21 protein-coding genes are annotated in these 19,384 nt (G+C 44.4%); 3 read left to right on the top strand and 18 right to left on the bottom strand.

What is annotated here, in order from left to right; all coding sequences use genetic code 11:
• Nucleotides 1-3: 3 nt before the first annotated feature.
• Nucleotides 4-234 (top strand): DUF2986 domain-containing protein, encoded by a 231-nt coding sequence (locus L3V33_RS02125; protein WP_065206160.1) that lies wholly within the window; start codon nucleotides 4-6, stop codon nucleotides 232-234.
• Between the two features lie 151 nt (nucleotides 235-385).
• On the opposite strand, the gene L3V33_RS02120 is transcribed toward L3V33_RS02125, so the two are convergent.
• The 9 genes from L3V33_RS02120 to L3V33_RS02080 all read right to left on the bottom strand — a co-directional run bounded on the left by L3V33_RS02120 (nucleotide 386) and on the right by L3V33_RS02080 (nucleotide 7,101).
• Nucleotides 386-1,309 (bottom strand): ABC transporter substrate-binding protein, encoded by a 924-nt coding sequence (locus L3V33_RS02120; RefSeq protein WP_171328664.1) that lies wholly within the window; start codon nucleotides 1,307-1,309, stop codon nucleotides 386-388.
• 2 nt (nucleotides 1,310-1,311) lie between these two features.
• A complete protein-coding gene (locus L3V33_RS02115) occupies nucleotides 1,312-2,187 on the bottom strand; it encodes a metal ABC transporter permease (RefSeq protein WP_102314040.1) in 876 nt (291 codons plus the stop codon).
• Complete coding sequence (locus tag L3V33_RS02110; RefSeq protein ID WP_237288858.1) at nucleotides 2,187-2,921, bottom strand: metal ABC transporter ATP-binding protein; 735 nt, start codon at nucleotides 2,919-2,921, stop codon at nucleotides 2,187-2,189. Before L3V33_RS02110 ends, L3V33_RS02115 begins: the two co-directional genes overlap by 1 nt.
• A complete protein-coding gene (locus L3V33_RS02105) occupies nucleotides 2,921-3,856 on the bottom strand; it encodes a zinc ABC transporter substrate-binding protein (protein ID WP_237288857.1) in 936 nt (311 codons plus the stop codon). The genes L3V33_RS02110 and L3V33_RS02105 overlap by 1 nt, the downstream gene beginning before the upstream one ends.
• A gap of 49 nt (nucleotides 3,857-3,905) precedes the next feature.
• A complete protein-coding gene (locus tag L3V33_RS02100) occupies nucleotides 3,906-4,484 on the bottom strand; it encodes a hypothetical protein (protein WP_237288856.1) in 579 nt (192 codons plus the stop codon).
• A complete protein-coding gene (locus L3V33_RS02095) occupies nucleotides 4,481-4,816 on the bottom strand; it encodes a hypothetical protein (RefSeq protein ID WP_237288855.1) in 336 nt (111 codons plus the stop codon). The genes L3V33_RS02100 and L3V33_RS02095 overlap by 4 nt, the downstream gene beginning before the upstream one ends.
• A 115-nt stretch (nucleotides 4,817-4,931) precedes the next feature.
• A complete protein-coding gene (locus tag L3V33_RS02090) occupies nucleotides 4,932-5,768 on the bottom strand; it encodes a DUF4198 domain-containing protein (RefSeq protein ID WP_065206166.1) in 837 nt (278 codons plus the stop codon).
• A 100-nt stretch (nucleotides 5,769-5,868) separates the two neighbouring features.
• The gene (locus tag L3V33_RS02085) at nucleotides 5,869-6,387 is read right to left on the bottom strand and encodes a DUF2271 domain-containing protein (protein ID WP_237288854.1); all 519 of its coding nucleotides are present in this window, start codon (nucleotides 6,385-6,387) and stop codon (nucleotides 5,869-5,871) included.
• An 84-nt stretch (nucleotides 6,388-6,471) separates the two neighbouring features.
• Nucleotides 6,472-7,101: a PepSY-associated TM helix domain-containing protein gene (locus tag L3V33_RS02080; protein ID WP_237288853.1), complete on the bottom strand. Its 630-nt coding sequence runs from the start codon at nucleotides 7,099-7,101 to the stop codon at nucleotides 6,472-6,474.
• Nucleotides 7,102-7,518: 417 nt separating this feature from the next.
• On the opposite strand from L3V33_RS02080, the gene L3V33_RS02075 reads away from it, so the two are divergent.
• Entirely contained in the window at nucleotides 7,519-7,839 is a 321-nt protein-coding gene (locus tag L3V33_RS02075) for a hypothetical protein (RefSeq protein ID WP_237288852.1), read from the top strand.
• A 175-nt stretch (nucleotides 7,840-8,014) separates the two neighbouring features.
• On the opposite strand, the gene L3V33_RS02070 is transcribed toward L3V33_RS02075, so the two are convergent.
• The 7 genes from L3V33_RS02070 to L3V33_RS02040 form a co-directional block, all read right to left on the bottom strand.
• Nucleotides 8,015-9,193, bottom strand: coding sequence for a hypothetical protein (locus tag L3V33_RS02070; protein WP_237288851.1), 1,179 nt, complete (start codon nucleotides 9,191-9,193; stop codon nucleotides 8,015-8,017).
• A complete protein-coding gene (locus L3V33_RS02065; RefSeq protein ID WP_237288850.1) occupies nucleotides 9,190-9,810 on the bottom strand; it encodes an energy transducer TonB in 621 nt (206 codons plus the stop codon). The genes L3V33_RS02070 and L3V33_RS02065 overlap by 4 nt, the downstream gene beginning before the upstream one ends.
• 19 nt (nucleotides 9,811-9,829) lie before the next feature.
• Nucleotides 9,830-10,234 (bottom strand): biopolymer transporter ExbD, encoded by a 405-nt coding sequence (locus tag L3V33_RS02060; RefSeq protein ID WP_004731145.1) that lies wholly within the window; start codon nucleotides 10,232-10,234, stop codon nucleotides 9,830-9,832.
• Nucleotides 10,231-10,791 (bottom strand): MotA/TolQ/ExbB proton channel family protein, encoded by a 561-nt coding sequence (locus L3V33_RS02055; protein ID WP_237288849.1) that lies wholly within the window; start codon nucleotides 10,789-10,791, stop codon nucleotides 10,231-10,233. Before L3V33_RS02055 ends, L3V33_RS02060 begins: the two co-directional genes overlap by 4 nt.
• Nucleotides 10,791-12,167, bottom strand: a complete 1,377-nt coding sequence (locus tag L3V33_RS02050; RefSeq protein ID WP_237288848.1) for a MotA/TolQ/ExbB proton channel family protein — start codon at nucleotides 12,165-12,167, stop codon at nucleotides 10,791-10,793. The genes L3V33_RS02055 and L3V33_RS02050 overlap by 1 nt, the downstream gene beginning before the upstream one ends.
• Nucleotides 12,167-12,934 (bottom strand): DUF3450 domain-containing protein, encoded by a 768-nt coding sequence (locus tag L3V33_RS02045; RefSeq protein WP_237288847.1) that lies wholly within the window; start codon nucleotides 12,932-12,934, stop codon nucleotides 12,167-12,169. Before L3V33_RS02045 ends, L3V33_RS02050 begins: the two co-directional genes overlap by 1 nt.
• Before the next feature lie 179 nt (nucleotides 12,935-13,113).
• Nucleotides 13,114-15,210, bottom strand: coding sequence for a TonB-dependent siderophore receptor (locus L3V33_RS02040; RefSeq protein WP_237288846.1), 2,097 nt, complete (start codon nucleotides 15,208-15,210; stop codon nucleotides 13,114-13,116).
• 548 nt (nucleotides 15,211-15,758) lie between these two features.
• Here L3V33_RS02040 and L3V33_RS02035 point away from each other — a divergent pair.
• Nucleotides 15,759-17,063 (top strand): dicarboxylate/amino acid:cation symporter, encoded by a 1,305-nt coding sequence (locus L3V33_RS02035; RefSeq protein ID WP_017093555.1) that lies wholly within the window; start codon nucleotides 15,759-15,761, stop codon nucleotides 17,061-17,063.
• Nucleotides 17,064-17,287: 224 nt separating this feature from the next.
• Here the strand turns inward: L3V33_RS02035 and L3V33_RS02030 are convergent, their stop codons facing one another.
• Together L3V33_RS02030 and L3V33_RS02025 are read right to left on the bottom strand one after the other, a co-directional pair.
• Nucleotides 17,288-18,673, bottom strand: coding sequence for a sensor histidine kinase (locus L3V33_RS02030; protein WP_237288845.1), 1,386 nt, complete (start codon nucleotides 18,671-18,673; stop codon nucleotides 17,288-17,290).
• Nucleotides 18,670-19,335, bottom strand: coding sequence for a response regulator transcription factor (locus L3V33_RS02025; RefSeq protein WP_054546803.1), 666 nt, complete (start codon nucleotides 19,333-19,335; stop codon nucleotides 18,670-18,672). The genes L3V33_RS02030 and L3V33_RS02025 overlap by 4 nt, the downstream gene beginning before the upstream one ends.
• Nucleotides 19,336-19,384 lie beyond the last annotated feature (49 nt).

Genomic DNA, 19,384 nt, shown 5'->3' with positions numbered 1-19,384 from the left:
GCAATGAACCGTAAGAAAAAAATCAATCAAATTCTAAAGAAAAGACAGAAACAGGCGACGTCTAAACTGCATGGTAGCAACAAGCCTCGCTATATTTCTAAAGCTGACCGCGCAAAAATGGAAGCTGAAGAGCAAGCAAAAGCCGCTCAAGAGCAAGCGGAAGGATCGGTAGAAGCTTCTGTTGAATCTGAAGAAGCTGGTATCGAAACTAAAGATACAAAAGCTGCAGAGTAAGTTTTAACTCACGATACTCTTGCTCAGCACTCTTGCCCAAAACTCTGACCAGAGCCTACGGACAAGAACAAAAAAAGCAGCCTCTATTTGGGCTGCTTTTTTGATCGTGTTTTTTGAACGAGCGGTTTATTAGCTAACTTGTTTTAGCCACTTAACCTTTGAAAGGCTCAACTTCCCAGCGAGCAAATGGCGCTTTTGCGTTAATCCCTGCTCTTCCCCAGCGGTCTACCGAGTCAACTACCAGAATTCGCTCATTAGGCACCAGTGACTTGATCAAAGTCGTCGGCTTTTTCGCTGTGACTAACCAAAGCGCATCATCTTCCGAAAACATCGATTTGAGCTTCGCTTTATCTTGCTCTGTCCATTCCAGTTCTGCTTTGAACATACGCGCTTCAACAAACAGTTGGCTACCCGAAGCAAAGTCTTCCAAGCTTTCTGAAAGCAACAATACTGAATCTACGTCGTTATCCAGTAACACCGCTTGTTGCTTGTTAATCAGTTCACGAACATCAAGCATCACGCGCTGCAAATTACTATCAATAATTTCAGCTTGTGCTGGCCACAATAGCTTAAAGTCATCAGCCACAATTGCCGCCATACGCGTTAAGTTTGTCGGGTTTAACCACGCGTACTTAGACACATCACCGCTCGATAACGTTAACGCAGCGACACCTTGTGCTCGTGGAGTAGTCGCTTGAGCCGCATCCACCTCTACCAAACGGATGTTTCCCTGCCTTGCGTATACAAATGTAGGGTCAGCTTGCCAGATGGACGACAGCGTTAATGCTACGGTCGCCTTTTCTCCTGATTGAAGGACTTTGCTCGCCCCCTTAGTGCCAAACCAATTAGGCAAGCGATCAATACCGTAGCGTTTTGGTGGTAGGTATTCAGTGGTAATATCGGTGCCTTTGGTTAACTCTGTCGCTAATGCATAAGTCACAGGTGTACTGGTTAGGATATCTTCCGCATGAACGTTGAGTGACACCATTAAGCCACCTAACAGCATGCTGCTAACTGCACTCACTTTAGCCGTAGCTTTTACTGAGCTTGAAATACGATTAATTAAACAAGTCATGATTACGCCTTTCTTACAATTCGGTATAGCGTTGCCGCTAGGAAAAACGTCGCGGAAACGATAATAATTGAAGCGCCGGATGGTACCGGTAATTTTAATTCCATAGGCAACACCGTTCCAACCAAACACGCGATGGTTGCCAAGAGTGCGGACAGTAGTACAAAGCTACCCATGCGTTTAGTCAGCAATCGAGCCGTCGCACCCGGGATCAGCAATAGTGCACCAACCAGAACCGCCCCCACGATCTTCACAGCTGCAATCGTCACTAATGTAATCATCATGACAAACAAGTAGTCGTAGAAGCTGGTGTTGTAACCACGAACCTTCGCTATATCAGGGCTGATACAAGTCAAGAGAATGCGATTGAATGTTGGTATCAAGAGCAGAATAATGAGTGCGCAGCTGCCTGCAAGAATCGCTAAGTCTTGGTCTGTTACCGTAAGAATCGATCCAAACAGTACGTTCTCAAGCATGTGAATATTGATCTTACGTGCCACGTACATCAGTAACGCCGCACCCACTGCCAATGCTAGCGCTAGAAACACACCAACTAAGGTGTCATATGGCACGTTGGTTCTGTTTCTTACAAAGTGAAGAAGCAAAGCGAAGATCATACAGAAGCTAAACAAGCCAATAATTGGGTTTTCTGGTGGCTCACCAAGCAGAACACCGATAGCGATGCCGGTTAAAGCCGCGTGGCCGACAGCTTCAGAGAAGAAAGCCAGACGCTTTGCAATCACCAAAGTACCAAGGCCACCTAGTAACGGGCCCAGTAATAATGCAGCAACCAGTGCATTCACCATGAACGCATACATGAAGCTGTCTGATAACCAACCCGCTTCAACGCCACTTACGGCAAGTTGTCGTAACCATTCCATTACGCAACCTCCTTCGATTTAACGATGGCAGCACCACTGCTGTAATGCTGAAATAAACTCTCAATTTTACTTGGGTGTAGCACTTGTTCATGTAGGCCACTATCCACCAAGAATCGATTCACAACATGTACATTGGCTTCAAGGCGACGCACTGCGGTTACATCATGGTGAACAGCAAGAATCGTACGGCCTTCATCAACACATTCACGAATCAGCGATTCTAAATAACGAACGCCCTGCTCATCCATGCCAGTCGTAGGTTCATCCAACACCAATAGACTTGGGTTATCCAATAAGGCTTGAGCAAACAACACACGTTGTTGTTCACCGCCCGATAGCTGGCCCATACGGCGGTCGCTACGAGTCGCCATACCCACACGATCCAATTGCGCCAATGCAAGATCCAATTGCTTAGATTTACGACGCCAAAATAGCGGAATTCGAGTTTGGTTAAGCAACACGAAATCCATTACCGTTAGAGGTAAGCTAGATTCGAAGGTCGCTTTTTGAGGGACATAACCAATACTTGGCTTTTCAGGCCAATGAATATCGATTTGCCCAGAGAAAGGAGTAAGGCCAAGTGCAGAGCGCAGCAAAGATGTTTTGCCTCCGCCATTTGGCCCCATGATGACATGGCACTCGCCCGCTTTGAGTTCTAGTGATATGTCATCAAGAATCACGTTGTTGTCGTATTGCAGACCGAGTTGATTGATTGAAATTGATGGGCCGAGCATTATGCATTCCCGCTCTTCGCTTGGTTAGCCGCCGCAAATTTCATTGCTTCGATTAACGTCTCGAGGTTCTTCTTCATCTCAACTTCGACTTTGTCGTCTTCATATTCGCCATGCGTCATGTGAGAAAAACGGTAAAGCTGAACACCTGTTTCCGCTTCAATGGTGTCAACAAAGCGATTTGGCATATTTAGCTCATAGAACAGAACATCAATACCCGATGCGCGGATCTTTTCGATCGTATCTTGTAGTTGGCTCGCACTTGGTTCAACACCGTGCGCAGGCTCAATCACCGCCGCCACATCAACACCAAACTCTTGAAGGATGTAGCCATACGCATTGTGTGTTGTGGCTACTTTCATGCCTGACGTATCGAGTTCGCCAAGTGACAACATCGCATCACGCTTCATAAAGCGAAATTGTTTAGCGTACTTACGTGCGTTCTTGCGGTAAAACGCGGCATTGTCTGGGTCGAGCTTAGAGACTTCGCTCGCGATGGTGTAAACCTTTTGAATCGTTGTCGAAAGACCAACAAACGTATGCGGGTTCACGGCACCTTGACCAACAGACTGGCCTAATGCTGGAAGTAGAGGCACTTCTTTGTTCGCTTCGATCACCACTAAGTCATCACGTTGCGCGGCTGAAATCACTTTAAGCGCGAAGTCATCGTGACCAATACCGTTTACCACAATCGCATCCATCTGGCTCAATCGCTTTAAATCATTGGGTTGCGGTAAGTAGTTATGAGGATTAAACCCAGCATCAACCAAAGGAAGAATGTTCACTTTGTCACCCACCACGGCTTTTACGTAGCTGAAATAAGGCTGAAGGGTTATGCCAATCGTCAGCTTATCACTGTCGATCTTATATTCTTTTGCTAATGCATTGGGTGTCATTAACACCGCCAATAACGACATGAACAGAGTCATAATTCGCATAGTAAATCTCTTATTATTTTTGAACATTTTGTTTTTCGAGAATCTGGGGTTAATGAGAAGAAGCATCATGCTGATCAGCAACTTCTGACTCATTCACCACCAATTTCCAACCGGTAGACTCAAGCGTGTGTTGGTCAAAAGTATCTGGCTGTTTCGCTACACCACCAAAGAAAATCCAGATTTCAGGAGAGACACTGTTGGCGTTTAAAATAAAGGAGTCAGCAAAGCCATGTTCGCTTTGTGCAGCGTATTCGCTTGGCGTCGAAAAGTAGTAACCACGCTCGTCCAATAACCAATGATGAGAACCTTTGCGCTTCCAACTCTGGTCTTCAACAAATGGCGCGACCCATTCATCTTTCAATGACATAACACTTGGCCATTCGCCATCAGAGTCCATACGCAGGTCGCGAATCTCTTCATGAGCTAAACGTAGCTCTGATAACATTGCCAAGTTTTCTTGCTCAACATCGGTCACTAAGATTTGATGATCAAGTACCGCTTCGATATGCGATTCTGCTTGATGAAATGGGATAGCGACCGTGGCAAAGCTCAGGATGAATACAATGATCAGCCCTACCCATTTGCCTTCTCTGCCACCCGTGTCAGCACGTACGCCTTGAATCATCATTTCTCGCTGATCTCAACGACATCGACTTCAACAGGAAACTCATGGCCTGAATCAAATACAAGGTAGAACTCAGTGTCAGGATTTGGGAATTCAACGATAGAACGTTTATCTGTCATCTCTTTTGCAATCAAGTTGTCTTCGTAATCGTACATCTCAACCGCGTAATCAATCGCTTTGCTGCCATCCGAATAACCCGCTTCACATGCAACGGTCTTGCCTTCAAACCAGCAGCTCATCAGTGGAAAGTGTGCTTGCGCAGGTAATGCAGCGAAACCAAGTCCCAGTGCCAAGCATGGAGTGATTATCGATTTTAGTTTTGTTTTTATTCTCATGGTTCGTACCCTAGCCACAGTGCAAATTCTCAGAAGTTAACTGAGCGATAAAGGGCTCAAATGAGCCCTTAAGTTTTTAGTTGCTTAATCAGGAATCGAGCCCCGATATCACAGATTATTGAAGCAATGCTTCGAACGTTAGGTGAACGTTCGCGCTTGCTTTGTCTGCCAGTGGGTTGTCAATCAACTCACCTTTGTAGTTCGCTTTCATTACGTAACGACCCGCTACGTCTGGAGTGAAGGTAATTTCACCGTTCTCGTTACTCACAACATCAATCTGCTCTTGGTGGTTACGGTAAAGCGTGCCTTCTCGAGTGATCTCCGCTTTCACGTCTTTCTGGATTTCACCGTTGTAGAAGAATTGGAAAGTCACTGGTTCACCTTCAATGATGTCTGAAGGGTGCGTTACTGGCTTCATTTCAAGTAGCTTGCCTTCAATTTTGAAGACTGAATCCGATGGCTTGCCCACTGTGATGTAACTTTCTGCACGAGTGAAGCTGATTTGTGTTACCACGTCACGCGACTTTTCAGGAAGAACTGAATCACGTTCCGCTTTGTTTGCTTTGATCCATTTCACTGTGTCACGACGACCCGCTTTGTATTGTGTGTAGTAAGAAGGCTCATTGTTGATCGCAACTTTATGCGTACCTTCTTCTTCGAAGTAGAAATCAAAGATTGAACGACGTTTGCCGCGAACAACAAAGTTTGGACGTTCACTGCGACCATCTGGCATGATGACATGTGCGTTTTCGCTGCCTGCAGGTTTATCAAAAACAAACGTACCGTGAGACGCAGTCACATCGAACGTTAGCCAGTCACCGCCTTCTTTCGATACAGTAAAGTGAGATGGTAGTATCCAACGCGGGTGAGCTTGTGCTGTTGTCGTTGCGGCTAGGCCGAATGCCATCACACCCGCTAGTGCAAGTGCCTTGATTTTTGTCTGTTTCATCATGTTCAATTCCATTATTTATAATTGTTAGCCGTGTCGCTCTATCTGAGCCTACGATGACGACTGTCTATTCTGTTCAGTTTGCTTTTGCTATTCGTGCTTACTATTTAGCGATGTAGTTCAGAGTGATTTCACCCGTCTCTTCTGTCGCCTTTAGCTCATAAGAAGCATTTACATCCGTTAGTGATACTTTTTGACGAAGGTAATTACGGCCACCGTGTTCGCGAACCACTTCGATATGGACCGTGTACTCGCCCTGCTCTAGAGTTTGGCCATCATCGCTCTTACCATCCCAAACGAAACGGTACTGGCCAGCAGGACGCGTTGCAGACGTCACTGCATCAACCAATTCACGATCATAACGTCCCACCTTTCTCCACCAGCTACGTAAGTCTTTAAGCCATTCATCTTTGCCGACCCAGAGCTCAATGGTTTTCACTGACTTTCGTTCGCTGTTCTCTACCCATACCGCCACATAAGGACGTGCGTACATAGAGGTATCGATCTTTGGAAGCTTAAAGTTCACATCAAGTTTTGCCGTATCAGGGATCGCTTGTGCCATACCTATGCTTGGCAAAAGAGATAAAGCAAGAAGCGCCTTGCTCCAGTTCATTTTTTTCATGTTTAACAACCTTTTAAATCCGTTTAACCTTTAGTTCGTTCTTCAAGCTGATTCATCAAACAGACTCATCAACCTAATGGAGGGTTAAGGTACGGCGACAAAATAGATAGCAAGTGAGATTGCAGACCCAAACACCGTCCATTTAATGGAGGTATTGAGCGTTTTTTTCTTAGGTAACAGTAAGCACACGCCAGTAAGTACAAAGAAGATCATCAGTAGCGCAGTGATATCGATGAACCATTTCCAAACTTCACCGCTATTACGCCCTTTGTGTAGGTCGTTCAACAATGCGATAACGCCGTAATTAGTAGTTTCGACTTCTACAAATTCAGACGTCACGTCAACGAACACAGAAGCGTTGTAGCCTGGTCCTTTGAAGTCCATAGACACTTCGCCGATGAGCAACTCACCGTCTTCAATCTCTGCGTAGATATCTAAACCTGAAGGAACGCCCGATAGGTTGGCTTCTTCAAACAGAAACGTTTCAAAGGCCGTTTCATCGGCTTTTAATCGCCCGTCTTGGATTGAAAATAAACTTGTAGGAAGCGTTAACGTAGACCGTTGGATATTGGGTTGTGTTGATTCAAATAACTCAGGGCGATTAAGGGTGATGCCTGTCACTGAGAAGAAAAGAACAACGAACAGAAGCGCCATTGAAATATAAACATGAAGTCGACGAGCCCATGATTGAACTGCCCTACTTTTTAACGACATACAAACCAATACCTATAAATTTTATGGCGTCAATTTAGTTGATAATCATTCGTATTGGCATTCAATTTACATTGTTTACGTTTGCCGAGCAGCGTAAGGAAATTTACATAACATTACATGGGAAGTAATCGAACTGTTTATCTACTCTGTTAACATGTAAATCTTGTTAACGTTTAGAGTTGGCGGTAATAACTGGTTAAAACGTAAATCAAGGGCACAAACGTCAATCTGATTCAGCCGAAAGATCATAGATAGAAACCAATAGGTGGATACACCGTGCATTCAAGGAAAGAAAACTGGAAGTATTTAGAACTGAGATCACTATCAAGATCATTAACATCACGATCTGTTCAAGAGTAGTTTAAGCTTATTGTCTATAAAACGAGCATGGCGATACATGTTTAAAAGGATTTTGAAATGCGTATTATTATTTTAGCTTTTACCCTGTTGGTAACGGCTTGTACTAGCCAAATTATCGGCACTGACGAACATATCGAGAGTTATATCGGCTCCAATATTGCCGACGCCCAAAAGTTATATTTAACGCCTCACTCTCAAGCTGTTTCATTTTGGGAGTCGCGCACGTTTGCTTGGGTAGAAACTCAAACCCCACTCGAGAATGGCGAAACACAACATGCTTTCAAAAATCCCTATCGTGACTGCACTATCAACTGGGTTGCTGACCAAAACGGAATGATCGTCGCGGGATCGCACAGTGGCGAGATGTGTAGCCCTTAATTTTGCCTTTGCTCATACCTCGATCAAACACCAAGGCCTAATGAAGTACTAAGGCTCAATTTTATTCAATATATAAAAAAGGGCGTCATTTGAACGATCAAATGACACCCTTTTACTTTTCTTATTTCTAGCTTCTATGAGCTGTCTCTTATCTTCTTTTTTTAGCTATCAGCAGTTAGACGTTTCCGTTATCACTAACTGTTCTTAGCTGAGTCAGATATTTAATCCAACCTTTTGCTTCAGAAGATGGTTCAATGTTGTTCGCACGCTTCGCTTGAGCAAGGGCGTTATCTAAGTTCTTTAACTTATACCATGAGCGCACTTTTGCTAATGCAACGTCGGCCTGTTTGTTTTTGTCTTGCACTTTGTCTAAAACAACAAGCGCTCGGTCGTAGTAACCTTGCTGAACCAATAGTTGAGCTACATTCCAATGATATTGAGTGTCTTTTTTAGACGCTAGCGTCCACACTTCAATCGCATTGTCCCACTCTTTCGCTAGCTGCCAGTAAGTTGCTTGCTCCGCCAGAAGTTGAACGTCGCTGTTCGCATCATCTAGCTTGCTAATTTCTTGTGCTGCGCGTTCTGGAATGCCGCGTTTCGCGTAAAGCTGTGCCAACAAGCGGCGATCTGAGTTTTTCAGCTCAACACCTTGTAGATCAGCCAGTGCTAATGTGTTCAATGCATCACGATTACGTTCTAATCTTAGCTGAATACCAACAAGTTGACGCCACCAATTATCTTTCTCAGGTTGAAGTTCGATGAGGCTTTCCAGTGTCGGAATAGACTGCTTCCACTGTTTTAACTGAAGCTGTGCGCCCAATTTTAGCGATAGAGGCGACAACTCTGCTTTTGAATTGAATTTGTCTCGATTACCGATGGCAACTAGGACTTTCGACCAATTTTCAATTTGGTATTCAGCTTGTGCAATTCGCATCCAAAGCGTATCTTTCTTTTCTTTTTCTGGCGCTGTTTTCACTAACTGATAGTAGTGCGGAAGCGCGTTTTCAAACTGCTGATCGTTCAACAACAAATCAGCCAGCATGCGTTTCGTTATCCAAGCCTGTTCATCAACCAGCAAATTGCTGTCGACCGCATAAGTAAGCTGCTTAATTGCCGTGTCGGTTTTGCCATCTTGCCAGTAAAACACACCAAGCATACGAGCTACGTACGCTTTGTCGTAGCCTTTAGAAAGCTCCAAGCCTGCAAGAACGTCAATCGCCTGTTTAACCTGTTCATCTTGAGCAAGCTTATGCGCCTTTTGAACACGAATAGCAGTATATTGAGTTAGCTCTTTTGCTTGTATTGTAAGGGGCATTAACAACAAACCCACTAATATCCATATCTGTTTCATCATTTTGCCAACTTAAACTCTAGTTTCACGGTTTGACCAACCTGAGCTATCGCTTTTCCATCGACGACTTTCGGTTGATACTTCCATTTTTTAAGTGCTCTCATCGCTTCACGTTCAAACATACGACGTGGGTTCGCGTCAGTGACTTGAATGTCAACTGGGCGTCCCGTTTCATCGATGGTAAAAGACATAATGACATGCCCTTCAGCACCACGCTTAAGCGCTTTTGCTGGGTAACGAGGTTCTACTCGATACAAAGGCATTGCCTGTTGGTTTGACCCAAAGTCCGAAAATGTCGGCGCGTTAATCGCGAGGCCATCAACCGATGTATTCAAATCCAATGAAGGCAGTGAAGACATCGAGTTCAGAGGCGTGACTTCAGCTTGTGACTGAGACGTTTGCGCTTCTGGCGGTGGCTCTGGCATTTCTGGCTGTTCAGGAACTGCACGTTGTCTTCTCTGGACTTCTTGTTCAGCTTCAACCATCACCATGTTGAAACTTAACGTCTCACTGTTGTCTGGTGAACGTTTGTGGCCATTATCAACCATCCAAGCCATGAAAGAAAACAGCGCTAGACCCAATGCCCCCGCTAGCGGTAAAGCAAGAAATAGGCGAATCATTTATGAAGATCCTCCAAGATCATCGCTTTTCAGCAGCAAGCGCAATGTTTTTAACACCCGCACCTTTAGCGGCGTCCATCACTTTTACGACGGTTCCGTTATAAGCGTGTTCATCCGCTTGAATGACCAAAGAAGCATCAGGTTGTTCTAGTAATAAATGTTCTAACGTCGCTTGAACACGTTCAACATCAACGACACGTTTATCAATGAAAATGTCATTCGCAGACGTAATCGCAACAAAGATGCCCGCATCCTTTTGGCTTACTACGTTAGAAGCTTGTGGGCGATTGACTTCAACCCCTGATTCACGAACAAATGAACTGGTCACAATAAAGAAAATAAGCATGATAAATACAATATCAAGCATCGAAGTAAGGTCTATTTGAGCCTCTTCGTTTTTAGAATGACGTCGACCGAGTCTCATCGTTGACTCCTTAAAGATTTTTCTAATTTCAATTCTAAGCGGTTACACACTTTCGCTAAGCGAGCGTGAACAAACATGCCCGCTAGTGCAGCAACCATACCCGCCATGGTTGGCAGCGTTGCCAACGAGATACCTGAAGCCATCAATTTAGGTTCGCTGCTGCCTTGTGTCGCCATGACATCAAAAACAGAGATCATACCGGTTACGGTGCCTAACAAGCCCAACATCGGACAAATAGCGACTAACAGCTTAATAAAATTCAAGTTTTGGTTAAGTAAGATACTCGCTTGGCCTAACCAACCTTCACGAATGGCTTTAGCATGCCAAGAAGAGTGATCTTCTCTTTCATGCCACTTTGCAATCCAAGCTTGGCGTTGCTTTGGAAAATAGAACGCAAGATAAAGCACGCGTTCTACCACAAGCACCCAATACACTAGGACAACAGCCGCTAGCCACCACAGGACAAAACCGCCCTGTTCCATAAAGCTTGATAAAGACAGCAGCCAGTCACTCGTTAACCAACTCGCTGGTAATAGAGAACCCGACAAAATATCCATTACGCAGCAGTCCCAACTGGTGAAACGACAGCTTTTGATTCAACTGTTTTTTCTGCCTGCTCAGCAACAAGGCCAATACCCTGCTTCTCAAGAATATTACGAATGTTCTCTGACTGAGTGCTAAGAATGTTATGTGCCAATAGCAATGGCATTGCAGCAACTAGGCCAAGTACCGTTGTTACAAGCGCCATCGAAATACCACCAGCCATCACTTTAGGGTCACCATTACCAAACTGTGTGATCACTTGGAATGTTTCGATCATGCCGGTTACGGTGCCCAACAAGCCAAGCATAGGTGCAAGTGCTGCTAGAAGTTTGAGCATCGATAAACCTTTCTCTAAATGAGTCTGTTCATCAACGACGGCTTCTAAAAGACGCAGCTCCAGTGCTTCAACCGTTTGGTTTTGCTCTTTGTTGTAAACTGCAAGAACACGACCAAGAGGGTTGTCGCCCGCTTGTTCAGGGTTCTTAAGTTGTGCGCGAATCTTCTGACGAGCGATAGCCAAAGAAATACCACGAACCAATGCGATGATTAGGCCAATAGCCAACAAGCCAAGAATCACTTTACCAACGACACCACCCGCTTGAAGGCGGTCAACTAGGCTTGGGGTTAAAGCTAGTTGTTCAAGCATGAATCCACGAGAAGGATCGACAACGACATTAGATATGTCACCATTCGCAAGTGAAGAAAGTGACGCTAACGTTGGACCATTTGATGGCTGTTTCAGATACGCAATTGCATCTTCACGCTGAGTGTTCCAGCTAACATAGCCTTGGTCTGTCACTAAGCCAATTGAACCTAAACGATAAGCGTCGACAGACTGTGTGTTGCCTTCGCCATTGATGAATGCAATTTGAGATTTGCTAAGCTCTGAGCTTGCTTGGATCTGTTCCACCATGCTCATCCACAAACCAGAAAGTTGTGGCATTGATGGCAGGGATTTAGCATCGATAATTTGGTCAACGGTCGCTGTGTGCTCAGCACGATCAACGCTATTTACTGTTGAACTAAGCTCTGCACCTAGTTCTTTCGCGTTTTGACGAACGACACCGAACAACTCACCAAGGCTACCCGTTTCTAAACGCAATTTTTCTTCTAAACGAGCAAGCTTGTTTTCGTTGTCGCTGAAGGTTTGAGTAAGAACGTCTGTCGCATTTTGAACCGATGTACGTTTCGCTTCAAGCTGCGCCTTGATCGCTTTCAGCTCTTGTTCTGTCTTTTTAAAGTCAGCTTCACGAACTACGTTGTGAGAAGCTTGAGTACTATTCTCTGATTTAGCCTTGTTAACTAGCTGAGCAGTCGTATCAGAAGCTGAGAAAGCAGAAAATGAAATTGAAGTAATACAAAGCAATGCTGCTAATGGCTTTAAGTTCATTACTTAACCTCCGCAACAGTTAAAGAAACAGGTAAAGTAATCAAGCTTGGTGCCGCTTGTTGACCAGCAATATCGTAGGCTTTATCTAGCTCAGACTTCATCGAATGATCAAGCTCTTGCCACTGAGCATTTGTTTGATTCCAAGCCCAGTACTGGCTGCCATTTAGATTGCGAGCGACTAAAGATATGCGACCTAGGTGCAGTACATCAGCCTCAATCGTTTTTTCACTGGTCAATGCTACGCGACCTTGATAGACACCCAGCTTGATACCGTAATCCATCTCAATTTGATATACCTCCAGGATACGACGATACTTTTCTGCATCACTTACGTCAGCGCGAGTCATCATAGCTTGAAGCTTTTCAACTCTTTCTAGACGCTGTTCTTTCTTGATTGGCACATCTTGCTCAACTAACTGCTGAAGGCCATCAATCATCTGGTACATCAGAGGCACAACACCTTGACGTGTATATTTGATTTCGTCGATCTGCGCTTCAATGCTCTGAGCTTCTTGATTCTGGCTCTCAACCAATGCAGCAAGATGGTCGTGATAGATTTCTAAGTTTTTAACTTCTTCTTGCAGACGCTCAATCTCAGCTTGCAGCATTAAAGTCGCTTGTGAGCTTTTATCAATAACCTTTTGGCTCGAAGCCGACGCGTTATTGGTCTTGTTTTGAATTGATTGAGCTTGATCCAAGCTGTTTGCCATCGAAGACGTTGCAACCAAACTGATGGCAAGCGCTAGGCTAGTTTTTAAAAGATTCATAATTGTCGTCATTTACTATAAGAAGAAGGTCAAATGAGTTTTATTGATAAGCGGTCTCATTATCATTAAAAGTCACTCGCATTACTAGGGATATTTTTACTAAATAGCAGAATCAAGAAAGGGGAAAGTCGAAACCTTCCCCTTAGTATTTAAGCTATCAATGACACCCTACAAACAAATTAGTATTTAACCTGCAGTGTTGCCATGTAGTTGCGGCCTTCGCCAATGACTACGTCTTCTGCAAATTGGTGTTTTGAAGAAGTTGAACCACCACCCGCTAGGTATTCTTTATCAAATACGTTCTCTACTGTTAGGCGAGCAACGAAGTCTAGAGAGTCGTCGTACTTAAGTGTGTATGCTGCACCCATATCGACACGAGCATAGCCATCTTTCTTGAACGTGTTCGCACTATCACCGTAACGAGAACCTTCGTAGATAAGACCTAGGTTAACATCAACTTCGTTTGTTGCTGCGTAAGTAGACCAAACGCTTGCTGCAAACTCAGGTACGTCAACTGGACGGTTACCTTCATAGGTTTCATGGTTCGTGATTTCAGCGTCTAAGTACATTGCAGAACCAGACATAGAGAATTTTTCTGAGATAAAACCTTGCGCTGCTAACTCAGCACCACGGTGAACTTGTTCGCCACCTTGTGTCTTCGTCCAATCGCCTGATGAAGTGTCTTCTACATCCATCGAGATGTTTTCTTGGGTAATATCGAATACCGCACCTGAAACGAATAGACGCTCGTCCATCAGTTCCCACTTAGTACCAACTTCGTAAGACACACCTGTCGCAGCATCAAGAAGTTCGCCATCGTTCGTGTAATTACGGCTACCGCTAGAGACAACACCTTGTGGCTCAAAGCTTTCGGAGTAAGAAGCGTAAATGCTACCGTTTGATGCTGGGTGGTAAATCACGCCAAGCTTAGGTGCTACGTTTTCTTCTGCAACGCCATCACTTACTTTACGGTCGAAACGAGCACCCGCAAGAACTTGCCATTCGTCATTGATAGTAATCAGATCTTGGATATAGAAACCCCAAGTATCGTAAGTGCTCATCTTACCTAGCGATGTTGACCCCACTGACGGTGCTGGTACCGTTGCATCTGGTGCGTATTCACCGCTGCTGAAGCGATCCATACCACGATAATAGCTGTAACCTAACCAGTTAGCGCCGAATAGTAATTGGTGCTCTGTGCCAGCAAGATCAGCGGTTGTAGTTAGATCGACGTAAGCCGTTCTGAAACGCCATTTATCGTGACGATAGTTACCACCTTGAGTGACTGTACCCGTACCATCAGGGTTCATATTTCTAAAGCTTGGGTAGCTTTCCATATCAATGCGTTCGAAATCTTGGTAGTTGAAACCTGTTTTTAAAGACCATGTGTTTGTCAGGTTAGCAGCAATATCAAAACCTACGTTCTCAACATCGTTTTCAATTTGTGACCACTGCGCATCCCAAATGTGCTTGTCGCTACCCACTCGGTTGCCGTCTAGTGTGTATAGTGCACCAGAATCTACGCTACCTTCGTCGTTAGTCTTGTCGTAGTGAACAGAAACCGTCACGTCTTCAGATACATCGTAATCAACGAAGACACCACCAACAAAACGCTCTGTTTGTGGTTCAGTACCATCACCGTATGTTCTCCAAGAGCCGTAGCTTTCTTTAGATAGAATTGCGCGGCCGCGTAAAGTTTCGGCATCGTTTAATGCGCCACTTACATCTAGAGTCGTGCGAGTGTGATCATTAGAGCCGATGTCTTGGCTAAGGCTTACTTGTGTATCGTAAGTAGGCTTCTTGCTTACCATGTTGATCAAACCACCTGGAGCAGAAATACCGTAAAGAAGACCTGATGGACCTTTAAGTACTTCAACACGCTCTAGAAGTTCGATTGGTTGGCGGTAGTGAGACCAGTGTTGTTGACCATTTTTGAGGAAGCCCGAAGAGCTCTGTACAGAAAAACCACGTAGAGAAAAACGCTCACGGTTACGGCTTGTGCCACCAGCACTTACACTCGCGTCATTCTTAAGAACGTCACCTAGCGTTGTTGCACGCTGTTCATCGATGATTTGCTCATCGATTACTGAAACTTGTCCCGGAGTCTCTAATTGAGTGGCCTCCATGCGCATTGCTGTTGTGTTTGTGTCGGCCTTGTAACCGTAGTCACGACCTTCAACAACCATGTGCTCGTCTGTTTTTACTGTTTCTGCCAATACTGCTGGTGAAGCTAATACTGCGCCGATCACTAAGGCCAATGGGCTCTTTGAAAACATGTCCTTTACTCCGCTTTTATTCTTTTGTACGAGCACTTTGTTATTTATTCGATGTGCTCGGTTGAACCGTTTCCGGTACCACTGAATCATTTCGGGAGTGAATATAAGTGATAATTATTACCATTTGCATTAAATTTACATTCTTTGCATTCGTAAAGATTTGTAAAGCCCACTGAACGTACACTTTCTTTAGCTCAACAAAATCAATTCAATACGTTAATTGAGCGTGCAGATCTGTAAACATGAATTCAACATTTCACTATTAGGTTATTTGTCTGATCAATCTAAGCAGCCAAAATCAATACAAATACTGTCTTGTCTTATTTACTACCTTTGAAACGACTGATTGATGTATAAAACCCTCGATAAATGTAAATAAATGGTGAATTGTTTTGTTTTTATTTGTTTAATTTACACAATTATCAGTGATTTTGATCACATCTATAATTTCAAACTCATTTTTTGTTTTTCGATTTGATCAACCGACTGCTAATCTCCCGCTCACTTTGAAAAGGTATCAAAGTTATAAATAATAAGGAGTGTTCTAAATGAATACCAAGAAACCTATGTCTCTAACTGGTCGAGTTATCCTCGGTATGGTCGTGGGCATATTAACGGGATTTGCCATTCAATCCCTTTTTGCAGACAGCGGATTTGTTAACAACTACATCGTTAACGGACTCTTTGAAGTAGGCGGACAGATTTTTGTCGCCAGTTTAAAAATGCTTGTTGTGCCACTAGTCTTCGTTTCACTAGTGTGCGGTACAAGCTCTCTTAAAGACTTATCAACTCTTGGCCGTATGGGTGGCAAAACGCTTGCACTTTATATCGGCACTACAGCCGTTGCTATCACTCTAGCACTTACTATCGGCAACCTGTTCCAACCTGGAGCTGGTGCGGATCTTACTGCTGCGAGCTCTTTCAAATCAGCGGATGCCCCTTCTTTGGGCCAAGTAATCATCGACATGTTCCCAACCAACCCTATTCAGGCGATGGCTGAGGGCAAAACGCTGCAAGTTATCGTATTTGCTGTGTTGTTTGGTATTGCAATCAGTGCAGCGGGTAAACCTGGCGAGCGTATCGCTGCGGTTTTCTCTGATTTGAACGAAGTGATCATGAAGCTTGTTGCGCTACTGATGAACCTTGCGCCTTATGGTGTGTTCTTCTTGATGGCGAAGCTGTTCTCCGGCCTTGGTTTAAGCGCAATCTGGAACCTAGCAGAATACTTCTTAGTACTTGCAGGTACCCTACTCCTACACGGTTTGGTTACTTACAGTGCGATGCTAAAAGGTTTCACAGGTTTAAGCCCTATTACGTTCCTACGTAAAATGGAAGATGCCATCATGTTCGCATTTTCAACGGCTTCTTCGAATGCGACGATTCCAGTAACAATGGAAACGGCTAAAAACCGCATGGGCGTTGACAACAAAGTCGCTTCTTTCACTGTACCACTAGGTGCAACAGTGAACATGGACGGCACTGCTATCATGCAGGGTGTTGCAACGGCGTTTATCGCACAAGCCTACAACATTGACCTTACTATGGGTGACTACTTGATGGTTATCCTAACAGCGACATTGGCGTCTGTTGGTACTGCAGGTGTTCCTGGTGTTGGTCTTGTTATGCTAGCAATGGTATTGAACCAAGTTGGTCTACCGCTTGAAGGTATCGCGCTTATCATGGGTGTTGACCGCCTTCTTGATATGATTCGTACCGCAGTAAACATCACAGGTGATAGTGCCGTAACTATCATTGTGGCTAAGTCTGAAGGTTCTTTTGACGAAGCTCGCTTCAATGACCCTGCGGCTGGTGAGAAAGAAGAAGAAGTTAAGCTAACACGCCAACAGGCATAATCTAGCTTTTCCGTCGCTCTTACCTTCAAGCTGAGGCGTAATTAATGGCTATGCCTTAGCTGATAATGAAAAGCGTATAAATAAAAACGCCACTGCTGATGCAGTGGCGTTTTTTATTGGGCTATGTTTCTAAGCTATATTACTTAGCTATATTTCTAAGTAATGTTTCTCAGCACGCTTTCAGTCATCGTTATAGATGGAGCACGACAGGTAACAACAAGAGGCTAGTCGGCGATTGGGAACATAAGGTTCACTCTAAGCCCTCCACCGTCTCTATTCTCAGCAGTAACATGCCCATTCATCACTCCCATGGCTTCCTTCACGATCGCTAGCCCAAGACCGTAACCACCAGACTGTTTATCACGGGCTGACTCTATACGAGTAAACGGATCGAAAATCCCTGCAATCTTGTTATCAGGAATGCCATGGCCGTCATCTTCTACAGATATGACACTGTAACGTTTATCGGTTAACAGTTCATAGGTAGTCACGACAACATGAGCATTCTCACCCGCATATTTGATCGCGTTACTGACCAAATTACCGATAACTCGCAGGAGCAACCTTTCATCAACATTAACCATTGATGTCGGCGTCTCTAAATCGCCCACTAAGATTTGATTCGGCTTCAAGTCGTTTTGCATCTGCGCGATGAGCATCGAACAGTAATGCTCAAGATGCATCAAGCTTAACTTTGAGTCGTAACGAGACGTTTCTAGGCGGCTGAATTCAAGGATTTCCCCCACCAGCTTGTTCATCTCTTCCGTTTCGCTTTCCATTCGCTCAAGCAAGCCAATACTCTTATCATCTACCTTGCTGCGCAACAGGTGCAATGCGAGGTTTTGCCTTGCCAATGGTGTTCTAAGTTCATGAGACACATCACGAATCAAACTGCGTTGCTTTTCAGCCAAAGACTTAATCTCAACCGTCATATGATCAAAATCATGAGCAAGTTCGTTGAACTCCCGCGTCGTAGAATTTAACTCAGAAACAACACTGACAGTGAAGTCGCCTTGCGCTAATCTTCGGCTCGCTTCTCTTAATCTATCCAGCGGCTGCTGCAGGCTTTTCGCCATGATGATTGAGAACAAAGACAACACGATCAAAGCTATTACCGCTTTCAACATGTAAGAATATGGCGCAAAGGATTTAGCCGGGTGAAACTGGTGTGGGAGTTGGATAACCAGTGTTTTACCGTTATCGAGTGGCAGGCCGAATATCGGCTTACTCACACGGTCACTAAGTTGATGATCTAAAGTACGCAGGTACTTGAGTTTGAATTCAAAGTGCGGATGCATGTGTCGATGGGTAATTGGTCGATTATTTTCATCAATCACAAATAGATAGTAACCTTGAGCATTGCCCCAGTCAGCTAACTCATCCATATCCCCTTCTTCGATCAGAACATTAGCTTGATACGCAAGATCCAACATTTCAGCTTTGACGGATTCTGGTACCTTCAACAAAGCCTTCATCAACGCTCGTTCAGCCACGCCTTGAAGGATTAATATACTTACCAGAATCACCGTCAGGTAACTGAACAACTGGAACGTTAAGCCATCCTTACGCTTGGCAATAAAATCAGGGCAACGCAGCAGCTTCTGACTCATACCCCTACCGACTCTAGGTAGCTATAGCCTTTACCACGAACGGTTTTGATATGTTGCTTAGACAAGCCAGCTTGAACGAGCTTTCGACGTATATTACTGATATGCATATCTAAATTACGATCGAAAGGACAGAGTTCTTTCTTTAGAACATGGATTTGAAGGTCAGATTTAGATACAACAATACCGTCGTTTTTGACCAAGTAATCAAGCAGTTCTTTCTCAGTACCCGTTAACGGTAAACGAGAAAGTTGTTCACACAAGCCTTGATTAGGTGAAGCCAAAGATTGCCTTTGACGTTCAAAACCAACGCGGCGCAAGATCACCTTGATTCGGGTTAGGAGCTCAGGAACATTGAAAGGTTTGGCGATGTACTGGTCGGCTCCAGCTTGGTAGCCATCCAGCATAGAGGCATCGTCGTTCAGTGCAGTCAGCATAAGAATAGGAGTAGCAAAACGCTGACAAATACGCCTCGCCACTTGAATTCCGCTCAAGTTTGGAAGCATTACGTCTAGTAGAACCAAATCGACAGGGTTCGATTGAATAAACTCTAGCGCAGATTCACCACAATGAACGGTATCGACGTGATACCCCTCATTTTCCAATACTTCACCCAGTAACTCACACAACTGGATATCATCATCAACAACTAAAACGCGAGACATTGCACACACCGATAAATAAGAACAGTTTGCATTCTAATTATCGTTATTA

Source organism: Vibrio sp. A2-1 (assembly GCF_021728355.1).
Lineage (GTDB): Bacteria > Pseudomonadota > Gammaproteobacteria > Enterobacterales > Vibrionaceae > Vibrio > Vibrio splendidus_K.
This window is presented reverse-complemented; position numbering and strand designations above follow the sequence as displayed.

Bases quoted from the DNA above. Each gene is read 5' to 3' on its own strand.
- L3V33_RS02055 (WP_237288849.1), bottom strand. From the start codon at position 10,791: ATGGATATTTTGTCGGGTTCTCTATTACCAGCGAGTTGGTTAACGAGT.
- L3V33_RS02085 (WP_237288854.1), bottom strand. From the start codon at position 6,387: ATGAAAAAAATGAACTGGAGCAAGGCGCTTCTTGCTTTATCTCTTTTG.
- L3V33_RS02060 (WP_004731145.1), bottom strand. From the start codon at position 10,234: ATGAGACTCGGTCGACGTCATTCTAAAAACGAAGAGGCTCAAATAGAC.
- L3V33_RS02040 (WP_237288846.1), bottom strand. From the start codon at position 15,210: ATGTTTTCAAAGAGCCCATTGGCCTTAGTGATCGGCGCAGTATTAGCT.
- L3V33_RS02110 (WP_237288858.1), bottom strand. From the start codon at position 2,921: ATGCTCGGCCCATCAATTTCAATCAATCAACTCGGTCTGCAATACGAC.
- L3V33_RS02080 (WP_237288853.1), bottom strand. From the start codon at position 7,101: ATGTCGTTAAAAAGTAGGGCAGTTCAATCATGGGCTCGTCGACTTCAT.
- L3V33_RS02050 (WP_237288848.1), bottom strand. From the start codon at position 12,167: ATGAACTTAAAGCCATTAGCAGCATTGCTTTGTATTACTTCAATTTCA.
- L3V33_RS02090 (WP_065206166.1), bottom strand. From the start codon at position 5,768: ATGATGAAACAGACAAAAATCAAGGCACTTGCACTAGCGGGTGTGATG.
- L3V33_RS02075 (WP_237288852.1), top strand. From the start codon at position 7,519: ATGCGTATTATTATTTTAGCTTTTACCCTGTTGGTAACGGCTTGTACT.
- L3V33_RS02070 (WP_237288851.1), bottom strand. From the start codon at position 9,193: ATGATGAAACAGATATGGATATTAGTGGGTTTGTTGTTAATGCCCCTT.
- L3V33_RS02030 (WP_237288845.1), bottom strand. From the start codon at position 18,673: ATGAGTCAGAAGCTGCTGCGTTGCCCTGATTTTATTGCCAAGCGTAAG.
- L3V33_RS02045 (WP_237288847.1), bottom strand. From the start codon at position 12,934: ATGAATCTTTTAAAAACTAGCCTAGCGCTTGCCATCAGTTTGGTTGCA.
- L3V33_RS02025 (WP_054546803.1), bottom strand. From the start codon at position 19,335: ATGTCTCGCGTTTTAGTTGTTGATGATGATATCCAGTTGTGTGAGTTA.
- L3V33_RS02125 (WP_065206160.1), top strand. From the start codon at position 4: ATGAACCGTAAGAAAAAAATCAATCAAATTCTAAAGAAAAGACAGAAA.
- L3V33_RS02105 (WP_237288857.1), bottom strand. From the start codon at position 3,856: ATGCGAATTATGACTCTGTTCATGTCGTTATTGGCGGTGTTAATGACA.
- L3V33_RS02115 (WP_102314040.1), bottom strand. From the start codon at position 2,187: ATGGAATGGTTACGACAACTTGCCGTAAGTGGCGTTGAAGCGGGTTGG.
- L3V33_RS02095 (WP_237288855.1), bottom strand. From the start codon at position 4,816: ATGAGAATAAAAACAAAACTAAAATCGATAATCACTCCATGCTTGGCA.
- L3V33_RS02100 (WP_237288856.1), bottom strand. From the start codon at position 4,484: ATGATGATTCAAGGCGTACGTGCTGACACGGGTGGCAGAGAAGGCAAA.
- L3V33_RS02065 (WP_237288850.1), bottom strand. From the start codon at position 9,810: ATGATTCGCCTATTTCTTGCTTTACCGCTAGCGGGGGCATTGGGTCTA.
- L3V33_RS02035 (WP_017093555.1), top strand. From the start codon at position 15,759: ATGAATACCAAGAAACCTATGTCTCTAACTGGTCGAGTTATCCTCGGT.
- L3V33_RS02120 (WP_171328664.1), bottom strand. From the start codon at position 1,309: ATGACTTGTTTAATTAATCGTATTTCAAGCTCAGTAAAAGCTACGGCT.